General features: G+C 64.1%; 13 protein-coding genes and 2 pseudogenes. 2 read left to right on the top strand and 13 right to left on the bottom strand.

What is annotated here, in order from left to right; translation table 11 throughout:
* Nucleotides 1-8: 8 nt before the first annotated feature.
* The 6 genes from AUC68_RS08180 to AUC68_RS08160 form a co-directional block, all read right to left on the bottom strand.
* On the bottom strand, nt 9-761 hold the full coding sequence (locus AUC68_RS08180; protein ID WP_069437183.1) for an ABC transporter ATP-binding protein: 753 nt from the start codon (nt 759-761) through the stop codon (nt 9-11).
* On the bottom strand, nt 721-1,269 hold the full coding sequence (locus tag AUC68_RS08175) for an ABC transporter permease (protein ID WP_342027473.1): 549 nt from the start codon (nt 1,267-1,269) through the stop codon (nt 721-723). Before AUC68_RS08175 ends, AUC68_RS08180 begins: the two co-directional genes overlap by 41 nt.
* Complete coding sequence (locus AUC68_RS18365; RefSeq protein WP_342027472.1) at nt 1,239-1,469, bottom strand: hypothetical protein; 231 nt, start codon at nt 1,467-1,469, stop codon at nt 1,239-1,241. The genes AUC68_RS08175 and AUC68_RS18365 overlap by 31 nt, the downstream gene beginning before the upstream one ends.
* Before the next feature lie 47 nt (nt 1,470-1,516).
* Nucleotides 1,517-2,506, bottom strand: coding sequence for an ABC transporter substrate-binding protein (locus AUC68_RS08170; RefSeq protein WP_244500445.1), 990 nt, complete (start codon nt 2,504-2,506; stop codon nt 1,517-1,519).
* A gap of 295 nt (nt 2,507-2,801) precedes the next feature.
* A complete protein-coding gene (locus tag AUC68_RS08165) occupies nt 2,802-3,482 on the bottom strand; it encodes a response regulator transcription factor (RefSeq protein ID WP_069437181.1) in 681 nt (226 codons plus the stop codon).
* On the bottom strand, nt 3,479-5,074 hold the full coding sequence (locus AUC68_RS08160) for a sensor histidine kinase (protein WP_069437180.1): 1,596 nt from the start codon (nt 5,072-5,074) through the stop codon (nt 3,479-3,481). Before AUC68_RS08160 ends, AUC68_RS08165 begins: the two co-directional genes overlap by 4 nt.
* A 532-nt stretch (nt 5,075-5,606) precedes the next feature.
* Here AUC68_RS08160 and AUC68_RS08155 point away from each other — a divergent pair.
* Together AUC68_RS08155 and pqqB are read left to right on the top strand one after the other, a co-directional pair.
* Complete coding sequence (locus tag AUC68_RS08155) at nt 5,607-6,512, top strand: hypothetical protein (protein ID WP_069437179.1); 906 nt, start codon at nt 5,607-5,609, stop codon at nt 6,510-6,512.
* A gap of 159 nt (nt 6,513-6,671) precedes the next feature.
* Nucleotides 6,672-7,610: a pyrroloquinoline quinone biosynthesis protein PqqB gene (gene pqqB / locus AUC68_RS08150; RefSeq protein WP_069437178.1), complete on the top strand. Its 939-nt coding sequence runs from the start codon at nt 6,672-6,674 to the stop codon at nt 7,608-7,610.
* Here the strand turns inward: pqqB and AUC68_RS08145 are convergent.
* The 7 genes and pseudogenes from AUC68_RS08145 to ggt all read right to left on the bottom strand — a co-directional run bounded on the left by AUC68_RS08145 (nt 7,607) and on the right by ggt (nt 13,149).
* Nucleotides 7,607-8,263, bottom strand: a complete 657-nt coding sequence (locus AUC68_RS08145; RefSeq protein ID WP_069437177.1) for a CHAD domain-containing protein — start codon at nt 8,261-8,263, stop codon at nt 7,607-7,609. The genes pqqB and AUC68_RS08145 overlap by 4 nt on opposite strands.
* Nucleotides 8,264-8,298: 35 nt before the next feature.
* Nucleotides 8,299-8,604: pseudogene (locus tag AUC68_RS18690) on the bottom strand (CHAD domain-containing protein); the annotation flags it as partial.
* 96 nt (nt 8,605-8,700) lie between these two features.
* Nucleotides 8,701-9,309 (bottom strand): thiamine phosphate synthase, encoded by a 609-nt coding sequence (locus tag AUC68_RS08135; RefSeq protein WP_069437447.1) that lies wholly within the window; start codon nt 9,307-9,309, stop codon nt 8,701-8,703.
* Between the two features lie 11 nt (nt 9,310-9,320).
* Nucleotides 9,321-10,109, bottom strand: coding sequence for a thiazole synthase (locus tag AUC68_RS08130; RefSeq protein ID WP_069437175.1), 789 nt, complete (start codon nt 10,107-10,109; stop codon nt 9,321-9,323).
* Nucleotides 10,110-10,136: 27 nt separating this feature from the next.
* Nucleotides 10,137-10,334, bottom strand: a complete 198-nt coding sequence (gene thiS / locus AUC68_RS08125; protein ID WP_069437174.1) for a sulfur carrier protein ThiS — start codon at nt 10,332-10,334, stop codon at nt 10,137-10,139.
* A pseudogene (locus AUC68_RS08120) lies at nt 10,312-11,331 on the bottom strand (FAD-dependent oxidoreductase). Before AUC68_RS08120 ends, thiS begins: the two are co-directional and overlap by 23 nt.
* A gap of 69 nt (nt 11,332-11,400) precedes the next feature.
* Complete coding sequence (gene ggt / locus AUC68_RS08115; protein ID WP_083240596.1) at nt 11,401-13,149, bottom strand: gamma-glutamyltransferase; 1,749 nt, start codon at nt 13,147-13,149, stop codon at nt 11,401-11,403.
* Between the last annotated feature and the right edge of the window lie 14 nt (nt 13,150-13,163).

Raw genomic sequence — 13,163 nt, 5'->3', positions numbered from 1 at the left:
GCGCATCCTCACATGCCCGCGAAGTTCACCGGAAAGCGCCGGGCGAGATCTGCATGGAGGGACTCGATCATCGCGGCCGTGCGTTCGGCTTGCGGCACGTCGATCGTTTCCACGGCGAGGACGTGGGTGGGGCGTGGAGCCATCATTACGAGCTGATCGGCCAGCTGGAGCGCTTCCCGCGGATTGTGTGTAACCATCACCGCTGTCGTGGGCCGCGCGGACCAGACCTCGAGCAACAGGCGCCGGAGCCGGTCGGCGGTTCGTTCGTCGAGCGACACGAACGGCTCGTCCAGGAGGAGCAGGTCCGGTTCGGTCGAGAAGGCACGGGCCAGGGCCGCACGGCGCGCCAGACCCAGCGAGAGCTCCTGGGGATAGCGAGTCAGCATGTCGGCGACGCCGACGGCCTCGGCCAGGTTCTGGAGGTCGGATTCGGTAAATCCCGGTGCCGCAACCAGTTCGATATTCTGCCGGACCGTCCGCCAGGGCAGCAGGCGTGGCTCCTGGAACATGAAGCCGAGCCGCGCATGGGGCGGCATGTCGATTTCGCCGATGTAGTCCTCGTCGAGACCCGCCACGACGCGAAGCAACGTGGTTTTGCCGCAGCCGGACGGTCCCATCAGCACCGTCATGCTTTCCGGTTGCAGGTCGAGCGAAAGGTCTCGAATCGCCGTCAGATGCGAGCCGTCAGCCCCGACATGGGTCTTTTCCTCGATGCGAATCTTAAACCGGCTTGTTTCGCCAGCGTGTCGTGTATCTTTCAATTGGCTGTACCAGTAGATATTCGATCGCGAGCATGACGGCCACGAAGGCCAGCGTATAGCCGAGAATGGCCGTCACGTTGAAAAGCTGAAAGTTCAAGTGAAGCTCGAAGCCCACGCCGTTCGGGCGGCCGAGGAGCTCGACCACGAGAACGATTTTCCAGATGAGGGAGAGACCCGTACGGGAGGCCGTGGCGAAATAGGGCTGAAGCTGCGGCAGGGTGACGTTCCGGAACTTGCTCCAAGGCGTCAGGCGGTAGGCCCGCGCCATTTCGTCGAGCCCGGGATCGAGCGCCCTCGCGCCCTCGCGCAGTGTCACGATGACGTTGGGGATTTTGTTCAGCGCGACTGCGCCGATCGCGGCGGCCTCGTTCAGGCCGAACCAGACATAGGCCAGAATAATGATCACGAGCGCCGGTAGATTGAGCAGCACGATCAGCCAGGGATCGAGAATGCGGTTCACGGCGGGCAATTGTCCCATCAGCAGGCCGAAGGCACTGCCGATGACCATGCTACGACGAAGGCCGCGAGAACGCGCCAAAGCGTGATGCCAAGCTGAAAGATGAGGTTGCCGTGGAGCGACTCCTCGATGACATAGTTCACGACCTCGACGGGCCCCGGCAACAACCGGCTCTGGGCGAAATACGCCGCGAGGAACCAGACGGCCAAAAAGAGGACCACGGACAGGATCGAGACCCAGGGTCCACGCATGTACCAAGCAACTTGCTGGCGCGCCCTCGCCCGTGCCTCCACCGTGGTCACTGCGCGGACCCGTGCCAGAAGGTCCCGGGCGCGAGTTCAGTGCCCGCGCCCACCAGCTTGGTCCCACCGAGTTCGCGCAGGAACTGGTACAGAATCTTCGCGTCCGCCTCTTCCGAGGTGATCTGGCGTTCGGGAATGCCTTCGCGGAACCGGCGCCGCAGGGCCTCGAACGTCGCGTCGTTGAAGTTCGGATCGTTCGCACTCATCACGGGCTTCAGACGGTCCCATTCCGCGTCGGAGGTTGCCAGCAGTTCGTTGGCCTTGGCCGCGGCGCGGACGAAGCCGTCGATTGCTTTCGGGTTCTGCTCCGCCCAATCGGCGTTGAAGACATAGCCGAGCATGGCGACTTCGCCTTTGGCGCCAAGCTCCCGGACGACATCTTCAAGGCCGATGAGCTGCGTGAATCCGACGGCCTCAAGTCGCGCGGCATAGGGCCAGAAATTCAACACGGCGTCGATCTGACCTTGCTTGGCCCGTGCGGCCAGCAGGGGCGGCGCCCCGAATTCCTGGGTGGTCTCGGTCCGAAGATCGATATTCGCCGTGCGCAAGGCATAGGCGACGATCAGGAGCCAGCTCTTGTCGAGCGGGCCGCCGGCGACACCCAGGGTCTTGCCCTTGAGATCGGCCAGCGTCTTGATGGGCGAATCCGGGGGAACCATGATCGCGCCCAACGCCGTCGAGAAGGGAACGAAGGTGAAGTCGGCTCCGCTGGAGCGTTCCCGCGAGACCCAAAGCCAATCGGTCACCACGAGGTCCAGCGATCTGCCCTGAAGCCCGACGGCGGTCGCTTGCGTGCTGGCCAGGGGAACGATATCGAGCGCGATCCCTTCGGCTTTATCGAAGCCGTTTTCCTGAATCGTATCCATGACCCAGCTCACCGTGCCGAACTTGAGCACGCCGATCTTGATCGGCGTGGTGTCGTCCGCGCGGGCGGGAATGCAGCTCACCAAGGCGAGGCACAATAAGGCTAGCAGGCGTGTGCGCAACGGGGCTCCTCCAAGTGTCATTCTGCTTCAGGTTCTTGAGATGTAGGGCAGGCGTTGCGCACGCGAGGCAACAGTCGCGGACAGGTGCGCAAGGCCGTGACCTGCTGGTAAGGCCTGAAATCGTTATGGCGCGTCGTCGGCGAGTGGCGAGGCATAATCTACAAGATGCGCTGCGCTTCGCAAGTTTCCATTGGGATGCGGCCAAGGGTTCCAGCCAAATTGCCATTTTTCTTGAAAAGATTGCCATTAGGGGCTCAGGGCGGTGCTGCGCGGGATCTATGGCCGCCAGTTCCCATCAGGCCGACGCCTTCAAGCGGTAGCCGTGGCCGCGCACCGTCTCGATCAGCGGCTCCCGCTCCTTGGTATCGATCTTGCGCCGCAGGCGGGCGATATAGACATCCACGACATTGGTCAGCGGGTCCTCGCTGTACCCCCAAACCTGGTTGAGGATGCGCGTCCGCGAAAAGACCCGGCCCGGCGAGCTCATCAACAGCTCCAGGATGGCAAGCTCCTTCGCGGTGAGTTTGATCGGCTCGCCGCCGCGCGTCACTTCCAGCAGTTCGCGGTCGAGCTCCAGGTCGCCCACGGTCAGGACATTCGACCGCTGCGTGAAGTTGCGCGAGCGCCGCACCAATGCCTCGATCCGAACCAGCAGCTCGTCGAAATCGAATGGCTTGGTCAGGTAGTCGTCGGCACCGATCTTGATGCCTTTGATCTTGTCCTCGACGGCGTCCATGGCGGTCAGCATCAGGATCGGCGTGTGCTGTCCGCTTTGGCGGAGGCGCTGGCACACGTCGTAGCCGTGCATGTCCGGGAGCATGAGATCGAGAATGATCACGTCGAAATCGCCGGTCTTCGCAAGATCGATGCCGTCGCCGCCGTTCTGCGCCACGGTGACCCCGTGGCTCTCGGCGCGCAGGCCGCGATCGATGAAGTCGGCGACGCGCGGCTCGTCTTCCACCAAGAGTACGTTCACGCTTGGCTCCCCTCGGCTTGTTCCGGCACGCTTACCAGAACGGTCGTTCCTTCCCCGGCCTTACTTTGTAACTCAATTTTCCCGTGATGTGCTTCCACGATTGCCTTGGCGACCGGGAGGCCGAGGCCCAAGCCCTCGTCGTTGACCTCGGCGGCGTTGCCTGCTCTTCGAAAGCGCTCGAAGACGTTTTCCAAGTCCTCTTGTGGAATTCCAACGCCCGTATCGGCGATCTCGATCGTGACGGTCCCATTCCGGCGCGACAGGCCGACATTGACCTGTCCCCCGGCGCGGGAGTAGCGGACGGCATTGTCGAGGAGGATGAGGAGGAGTTGCCGCAGGCGCGCCGGATCACCGTCGATCGTCTGGTGCGGGGTGTCCTCCGCAAACGCAACGCCGACATCCTTGTTCATGGCCATGATCTTGGCGTCGCCCACAACGCTTCCGACCAGTTGCGTGAGGTCCACGGGCCGGATCTTGAGCTTGGCTGCGCCGGCGCCTTGCCGGGCGATGAAGAGGAGGTCGCCCACCAATACGGACAGGTGTTTGGCCTGCTCCACGACGCGCTCGATCGAATGCTTGTACTCGGCGACGCGCTTGTTGCGGCCCCGCAGCGCGATCTCGCCTTCGCCGCGAATGACGGTGAGCGGGGTGCGCAATTCGTGGCTGATATCGGCAAAGAAGGCGCGCCGTGTCTCGTCGATTTTCCGCAAGGACTCGTTCGCCTGGCGCAATTCCTCGGTCCGCTCCTCCACGATGGATTCCAGATTGTCGCGCGCGTCCTGGAGTGCCTTTTGGTGGTCCTGGAGGTCTCCGGCCATGTTGTTGAAGCTCCTGGCGAGCTCGGCGAACTCGTCCTTGCCGGAAACGGCGATGCGGTAGGACAGATCGCCCTCCGCAAGCTTGCGCGTCCCGTGCAGGAGCGCGGCCAGGGGCGCACGCAGGCCCCGGATCAGCACAATCGCAAGGCCGAGCGTGATCAGGACGGCGAGGGCGGCATGGATGGTGCTGATGCGCTCCAGCCGGGTCAGGAGCTGCGTTGCCGCCGCATCGATCCGCAGAACCTCGGCCGTCTCGTCGGCGACGGCAACCTCGATGAGTTCGTTGAGTTCTCGATCGAGCCCGCCCCTGAGGAGCTCGACGAGATTCTGCCAGGCGATGTCCGGGCGCCCACGGCTTCTGAGCTGGTCCACCTCCGCCAGCTGATCCAGCACGATCTGGTACTCTTTCCGGATGGCCGCCAGCCGGTGGACTTCGGCCATCTCGGCCTTGCGCTCCTCGGGGCCCACAATGGCGAGTTCCCGGCGCGACAGCTCCTCGAGGGCCGACATGTCCGACTCGATGACCTTCTTCAGGTAGGCCTCGCCCAGGGGCCGGTCGGACAGCCCGGTGAGGAGCGTATCGGTCCAGGCCTTGAAGAGCTGCTGGCTGTGCCGCGAAAGTTGGAGTTGCCGTTCGAGCTGTTCATGCGCGATTCGAGAGCGGATCAAATAGCGATGCGATTGTGCCACACCCCAATACGAAAATGCCGCCGCCGACAATGACATGGCCAGCAACAGACAAGCGGCGATCAGAAGCTTCGTGCGGTATCGCATAGGATGCGTGGTCTCATTTGGCGGGCGCGGAAGACCGGGGCGGCCGCGCCCAGGCTGGTGGCGTGGCTGGTCATTTTCTAGGCACTTCCAAGCAACTAGCCGTCGAAATTACACGCTATCAGGAAATGCGACACCCCGTATTGTGCTCATCGATCAGAATCGTCAGCCTTCTTCTTGCAGATCGTTTTCGATTTGGGGTTCAAGACCATTTTGCAATCGTATTGCCAAATGTTCCCGATCTGCCTGCATCACGTACCTCTTTAACAATCCATTCATTTCTCTGCCTGTGTTCGCTAGGTTAACTGCATTGGCCGCCGGATCGGTGGCCGTGGGGACAAAAGTCCCACTCCCCAGATTGGGGCTTTGACCGGAGTGCAGGGGAACGCGTCGAGATCGGCGTCGTTGCACTCTTAGGAACGTAGGTTTGCGGTCAAGGTCACCTGGCAGAGCAAACGGCGCAAGAGCCGGGCCTGTACTTTGAGGGGTGGGGTCAGCAGGGAAAGATCGGGGGCGAATCTTGCGAAACAATCTCATGACGACGAGCGCTCTGGCGCGCGTGGCCGCGCTGGCCGGACTAGCGGTAGCGGGCTTCACCTTCAGTAGCGCGACACCCGCGCTCGCCGAGTTCGAAATTCAAGAGCCGGGCGTCGAGAAGGGCGAGATCGAGGCGGAGTACCGTGGCGCCGTGCACTTCGGCATCAAAAAGGGCGAAGACGACGACGACGGTGGGGATGACGACGATGACGATGATGACGGCGGCGTCATCGGCGCCCTTGAGGAAGAAGAAGAGGCCCCTGTCCGTCAGAGCCACGATTTCGAGATTGAGTACGGCGTTACGGAACGCTTCAAGTTCTCTGTGACCTTGGGAACCGACGAGCCCATCAACGACAGCTACGGCTTGAGTTCCGTGGAGCTCGAGGGGCAATACGAGATCATCGAGCGTGAAGAAGGCGAGGACGGCATTGGGCTGGCCTTTGCCGCAGGCTACGGCTTCGCCACGCGCAGCGGCGAGGTCGATGAGATCGAATTTGGTCCCGTGATGGATTATGCCAACGGTCCGTTGCTCCTGACGATTAATACGTTCTTCGCCGGTCAGATCGGCGACGATGCCGAGTCCGATGGGCTCGGCCTGGAATATGGCTGGCGCGCCGAATACGAAGTGTTCGAGCACTGGGGCATCGGCGTCGAAATGTTCGGCGAGGTCGAAGACCTGTCCCATACCGGTCCATGGCAGGAACAGGAGCACAGCATCGGCCCGACCATCTTCTGGAAACCTGGCGACGACGATGACGACGACGACGGTCTGGAGCTTGACGACGACGACATGGTCGCCGGTCCGCCCGAGATGGAGATGTCGTTCAATGTCGGTGTTCAGTTCGGTCTGACCGACGAAACCTCCGACTCCGCGCTCAAGTTCCAGGGATCGCTGGAGTTCTAAGGCGCACACACCCTATTCGGCCTTGGGTAGCGGCCTCGCCGTGTCCCAAGGCCGCTTCGAGCTTTCCACTCCTGGCTATCGTCCGGTCTTCGTCATTGTGACGGGGACCGGACATTTGTCTTGACGGGTGCTACCCGCAGACGCCATGGATGCATTGTCATGCATATCAAAGTCATCGGTGCAGGCGCGGGCGGTGGCCTGCCACAATGGAACTGCAACGGCCGGAATTCGGCCGATGCGCGATCGGGTCTGTCGACAGTCAAGCCGCGCACACAAGCCTCGGTTGCGGTCAGCGCCGACGGGCGGCAATGGGTGCTGTTGAACGCGGCGCCGGACTTGCGTCAGCAGATCAACGAGACGCCGGAACTCCAGCCGGATCCGGACGGACCGCCGCGCAACAGCCCGATCAAGGCGGTCGTGTTGACGAACGGCGATGTGGACGCCGTCGCGGGGCTCTTGTGCCTGCGCGAGAGCCAGCCGCTCACGATCTACGGCAGCGCCCGGGTCCTCGACGTGCTGGCGGGCAACAGCATCTTCGACGTACTCAATCACGAACTCGTCGCGCGCAAGACCATGACGCTCAGTTCGGCGTTCGCGGTCGAAGGGCCGGACGGACCGGTCGGATTGACCGTCGAGGCCTTTGACGTGCCGGGTAAGATCCCGCTCTATCTCGAGGACGAGGAGAAGGGGACCGGCGGCAGCTTCGGCACCGAAGTGGGCGATACGGTCGGTCTCAAAGTCACCGAGGACGCGACCGGCAAGTCCTTCTTCTTCATTCCGGGCTGTTCGGGGCTCGACGATGCGCTGCGGGACCGTCTCCAGGGCGCCGCGCTTCTGTTCTTCGACGGGACGCTCTACCAGAACAACGAGATGATCGACCAGGGTCTCATGCAGAGACCGGCGATCGCATCGGGCACAATGAACATGTCCGGGCCGAACGGCACTCTGGCCGTGATGGAGCCCCTGGGGATCGCCCGGAAGGTCTTCATCCACGTGAACAATTCCAACCCGGCGCTGCGGGACGATTCCCCCGAGCGCGCGGCCGTGGAGGCGGCAGGGTGGACCGTGTCCTATGACGGCATGGAGGTCGAGCTCTAGCTTTGACCGCCGTAACCGGTCTGGTGCGGAGTCGCGGACCGGGCGTTGTCTATCGCCACCACATTGTCATCTTGATGCGCGGGCTGAACGGGCTTCAGGGCGCCAACCGCGGCGGTCGTCCAATAAGCGTGGATGCGGTCCGCGAAAGGCCTGGGCTTTTCGACGAAGAGCCGCTGTCCCCGAATCTTGGCATCCTTCCGCAGCGCTTTCAGGCGCATCTTGCAGCGCTTCAAGAAGCCGGAAATGTCGTCGGGATTTCCGAACGCCATGGTTGGGGCCGTCGCGAGATGCATCAGATTTGCGATGTCGTGGTCGTCGCCGAGGGTTTGGGAGAGCGCGCGCGCGGCGTCCGCCCGGGCACCTAATTCGGAGGGCCAGCACGGCGTGAGCAATTGCATCTGCCGCCAATGCCGCTGGACGCTCTTGCGCCAATCGTGAACGACCTCTGAGTCCTTCGATCGGAACGCCGACTTGAACTGTTCCCGCGCGCGGTAATAGCTGAGTTCCAGGCCCTTCGAAATGGGCGTGAAATCGTCGGGGTAGACGACGAGACGCGCGAAGCGGGGCCGAAGCTCCAGAAGCATTTCCAGCGATTGAGCGGCGGAGCTTTGCTCGAGATTACGCTCGGCGCCTTGCGGCGTTCTCGCAGCCAAGCGCGCATCTCCTCGATGAGAGCATCGCCGAGGCCCGGTTCCGTATTGCTTTCCAGCGCATTCAGCGCATCGAACAGGGCATGGGCATCGCGCGCGGCGGCCAGGCCCTTGCCGATACGGGCGACGCGCCGGTTCAGGTCGGCGTAGAGGGGCTCGGGCATGCCCGGCCGGACCAGAATAAGCAACGAGCGCAGGCGCTTGAAGCACTTCCGCGCGCTGTGGACCCCCTTATGGCGGTCCGGCGGCGTGGCCAGCGATGTGTGGGCGATGTCCAGCTCGGCCAAGGCAACAGAGCGCAGCGCCTCGCTCACGGGCAAGGCAGGGTCAAGCTGGTAACTCATCGATCCCCCGCAAGTGTAAACCTTCGATGACAATTTTTCGGGCGCGGTCGCCAAAGGTCAAGCCCTATCGCCCGGCTGTCCTTGTGAAAGTGGGTCCTAGCGTTCGCGCAGGGACTGTGTGCAGGACAGCCAGGCCTCCGTCCGCCGCACCGGGTCGTCGTGTGCGAGGATGTCGGTGATGACGGCCACGCTGTCCGCGCCGGCCGCAAACACGCCTTGGGCGCGCTCCGGGGTGATGCCGCCGATGGCCACGAGGGGACAGGCGATCCGTTCATTCCATGCGCCGATGCGGTCAAGGCCCTGGGGTGCCCAGGGCATCTTCTTCAGAAGCGTGGGATAGATGGGACCGAGTGCCACGTAGTCGGGCGCGGCGGCGAGCGCGGTCTCGAGTTCTTCCTCGCTATGGGTGCTGATGCCTATCCGGATCTTCGCACGGCGGATCGCGCCGAGGTCCGCACTCGCGAGATCCTCCTGGCCCAGATGCACGAAGTCTGCACCGGCGTCGATGGCCTCGCGCCAATAGTCGTTGACGACAAGCTGGCAGCGCGCCTTCGCGCAGAGATCGCGCGCTTTGACGATTTCCGCGGCCACCACATCGGAGGGCTCGTCCTTGATGCGGAGCTGGACGAGCTTGATGCCTGCGGGCAGCAGCCGCGCCAGCCACCGCGTGTCCGGGACGATCGGGTAGAAGGGATCGAGCGGGATCACGTCGCCTGTCAGGACACGTTGTCGATCTTGAAGAACGGGGTGCCGACCACCGGGGTCGACGGCGAGGCCATGTCGCGCGGTTCCACGATCCCCGCCTCGAAGGCCAGCCGGCCGCCCTCGACCGCGCGTGCAAACCCGCGCGCCATCTTCACGGGGTCGCCGGCTTTGGCGATGGCCGTGTTGAGCAGGACCGCGTCGTATCCCATCTCCATGGCTTCCGCGGCATGGGACGGTGCTCCGAGACCTGCATCGACGATGAGTGGCGTTGTCGGGAAAATAGGCGCGCATGGTCTGAAGCGCGGACGTGTTCGCAATCCCCTGGGCCGAGCGATGGGCGATCCCCACGGCATGAGCACGTCGCAGCCGGCGGCGACCAAGCGCTCCGCCACGCTCAAATCCTCGGTGGTGTATGGCAGCACATCGAAACCGTCGGCGTTGAGCTCCGCCGCCGCTTCCACGAGCCCGAAGACCTCCGGCTGGAGCGTGTCGTCGTTGGCGATGACCTCGAGCTTGATCCAGTTCGTCCCGAACAGCTCGCGTGCCATCTGCGCGGTCGTAATGGCTTCCTTGGCGGTGCGGCAGCCCGCCGTGTTGGGGAGGACCTTGCGGCCCAGCTCCTCGATCAGCCCCCAGAAGCCCTGGCCTGTCTTGGCGCGGGCGGATTCGCGCCGCAGCGATACGGTGACGATCTCCGCGCCGGAGGCTTCCACCGCCTGACGCAACAGGTCGGGCGAGGCGTAGCCGGCCGTGCCGAGCAGCAGGCGCGAGGAGACTTCGGTGCCGTAGAGCTTGAACATCAGCGATCCTGTCTTAGCAATCCTGCCTCAGCCGCCTTGTCGCGGGGCCACGATCTCGATCTCGTCGGCCTCGGACAGCCGGGTGCGCGCGCGCGCGGGCGCCGCCACGAAGCAGCCGTTGACCGCCGTCGCAATCTTCGCGTCGGCAAAGCCGAGCTTTCCGCACAGCTCGTCCAGGTTGCCCGCGTCCGTCGTGAAGCACTCACCGTTGACCAAAATCTGCAATGAAGACCTCCGGATGGGTGACGCCGGTCTCCAGATAGTGCGCCACCAATTCGGCCATGACCGGCGCCAGCAAGAAGCCGTGCCGGTACAAGCCATTCACAAAGATATAGCCCGAACTCGTGATAATCCTAGGCCGGTTGTCGGGAAAGGCCGGCCGTACGCCCGCGTCGAGGCTCAGGATTTCCGCCTCGCCGAAGGCGGATCGAGCACGTAGGCGGCACTGAGCAGCTCCAGGGCCGACCGCAGCGTCACCGGGCCGCCGTCCTCGCGCTCGATCGAGGTGCGCCGAGCATGAAGATATTCATGCCCGTCTCGTCGTTGCCCCAGGGCACGAGATAGAGCGGAAAGCGCGGATGGAGCAGGCGCACCGGGCGCTCGATGGCGATTTCCGGAGCGCGGATGACAATGCGCTCGCCGCGCACGCCGCGGAGCGTCGGCAGCATGTCCTGAGCGCCGAGGCCCCGGCAATCGACCACGAAATCCGCGCCGGCCGGGACCTCGCCCGCACCGAACTGAACCACGGCACCTGTGTTCCGCACTTCGTTCAAGAGGAAATTCAGCGCCGCGCCGGGGTCGAGATGGGCTTCGTCCGCATAGAACAAGGCGGTGTCGAATCTGGGTGCCAGCCCAGGCTCGAGCTGTTCCAGCTGGGCCGCGTCGAGACGGCTTGCGCCTTGCGTCATGCGCTCGAAGCGATCGAGGAGTTTGCGGTCGCGCGCAGGCGCTACCACAAGGCTTCCGGCTGAGACGAGATCCGGGTAGACGGCCTGCCACAATTGAGACCCCGCATACCGAGCTCGCGGATTACGGGTTCGGCGCTTTCTTCCTCGCAGCGCGGGGCGAGCATGGCGCCGGCAAAGGGGCTGCAGGCGTCCGTGAAGGGTTCGGCGGACTGCTCCGCGACAATCACGCGATGGCCTTTCCGGGCGAGGGTCAGCGCTTGCCAGAGCCCGGTGACTCCGGCGCCGCGGATCGCAATTTTGTAGGGGCCGGTCATGATGTTCTATTCGCCTGCGTTTGCGTGCCGACAGAGGCATAGCGCGTCACGCGCGCGGTTTCCAAGCGCTCAGTCGCCGAGTGCGATACCATCGCGGCGCGGGTCGGCGCCGCCTTCGAGCCCGTCGGGCCTGAGAGCGATGATGTGCAGTCCGCTGGTCATGGGCATGCGCGTCACCTTGTGGCCCTTCGCCGCGAGCGCTTCTGCGAGATCGTCCCATTCGGGCGCGATCTCAAGCAGAACGCCGCGCGGGGTTCCGCCGAAATTGATCAGAGCGGCGGCTTCGGCCGGGTCCAGGCCCCAATCGATCATCGCGACGACCGCCTTCAAGTTGAAAGGGATGATGCCGGGGCCGCCCGGCGACCCCAGCACATAGTCCAGATCGCCGTCGGGGCCGAAGATCAAGGTCGGGTCCATGGAGCTGCGCGGCCGTTTGCCCGGCTCGACACGGTTGGCGATGTCGGCGCCGTCCTTGTCCCTGGGCAGGAAGGAAAAGTCCGTAAGCTGATTGTTGAGGAGGAATCCGCGCACCATGCTGCGGGCACCGAAGGCGAACTCAATGGTCGTGGTCATCGAAAACGCATCGCCTTGATCGTCGACCACAGACACATGGCTGGTGCCGCCCTTTTCCTTCGTGGCGTCACGTCCGAACGCCTGATCGATGTTGGGCGGCGTCCCGTGGGTCACGCTTTCGGCGGCACGTTCAGGGTCGATCAGCGCGCGCCGCGCCGCAAGATAGTTCTTGTCGAGCAGGCCCTCGACGGGGACGGCGACGAAATCGGGATCGGCGAGATAGCGCGCCCGGTCCGCGAAGGCGAGGCGCTCCGCTTCAAGGATGGCATGGGCCGCGCCCGCATCGATCGGGTTGGTGCCCAGGTCGAACGGTTCGATAAGGCCGAGAGTCTGGCCGACCGCGACGGCGCCGGACGAGGGCGGCCCCATGCCGCAGACGGAATAGCCGCGATAAGGAACGCACACGGCCGGCCGCTTCTTCGTGCGATAGGCGGCGAAGTCGGCTTCGCTGAGCGTGCCCGCGCCACGCCGGTCGTTCTGCACGGTTGTCGCGATATCGGTGGCGATGGGCCCCTTATAAAAGGCGTCGATCCCCTCGCGGGCGATGATTTCGAAGGTCTGGGCGAGGTCTTCGTTCGTCAAGAGATAGCCTGCCGGGCGTGGTCTGACGTGCTCGTCGAAGAAATAGGCCCGGGCCGTGGCATCGAACGTGTTGGGGTCGGCATCGCCCAGCATCTTTGCGAGCCGCGCGGTGACGGGAAAGCCGTCGCGGGCGAGCTTGATGGCGGGTTTGAACAGGTCGGCCCAAGGCAGCTTGCCGTAATCGTCGTGGACGCGCTTGAGTACGGCGAGCACGCCAGGCACGCCGACGGAGCGCCCGCTATGCATGGCGACCGGGCGCGGCAGAGGCTTGCCGGCCGCATCCAGAAAGAGATCGGATGTCGCGCCCGCCGGTGCGATCTCCCGGCCGTCATAGCTGGTGAGGGTCTCTTGCGCGGCGTCCCAGTAGAGTACGAAGGCACCGCCTCCGATGCCCGAGGATTGCGGTTCGACCAGGGTCAGCACCGCTTGCGCGGCGATGCCCGCGTCGATGGCGGCGCCGCCTTTGCGCAGCATGTCGAGCCCGGCCTCCGCGGCGAGCGGGTGCGCGGCGACGATCATGTGTTTCTCGGCTTTGACGAGCGGCTTTTGTGCCAGACCGCTTGCACCTTCCGGCAGATCGAGCGCGTAGGCTTGTCCGGTCAGGAAGAAGAGGGCCGTCAGGGCGGCCAGAATTCGATGAGACAGTGGATTTGGATGCAGCATGCGGCGCAGCATAT

Origin of the sequence: Methyloceanibacter methanicus, assembly GCF_001723285.1 — a bacterium.
Taxonomy (GTDB): Bacteria; Pseudomonadota; Alphaproteobacteria; order Rhizobiales; family Methyloligellaceae; genus Methyloceanibacter; species Methyloceanibacter methanicus.
The sequence above is the reverse complement of the archived record's forward strand: the minus strand, read 5'-3'. Positions and strand labels throughout refer to the sequence as shown.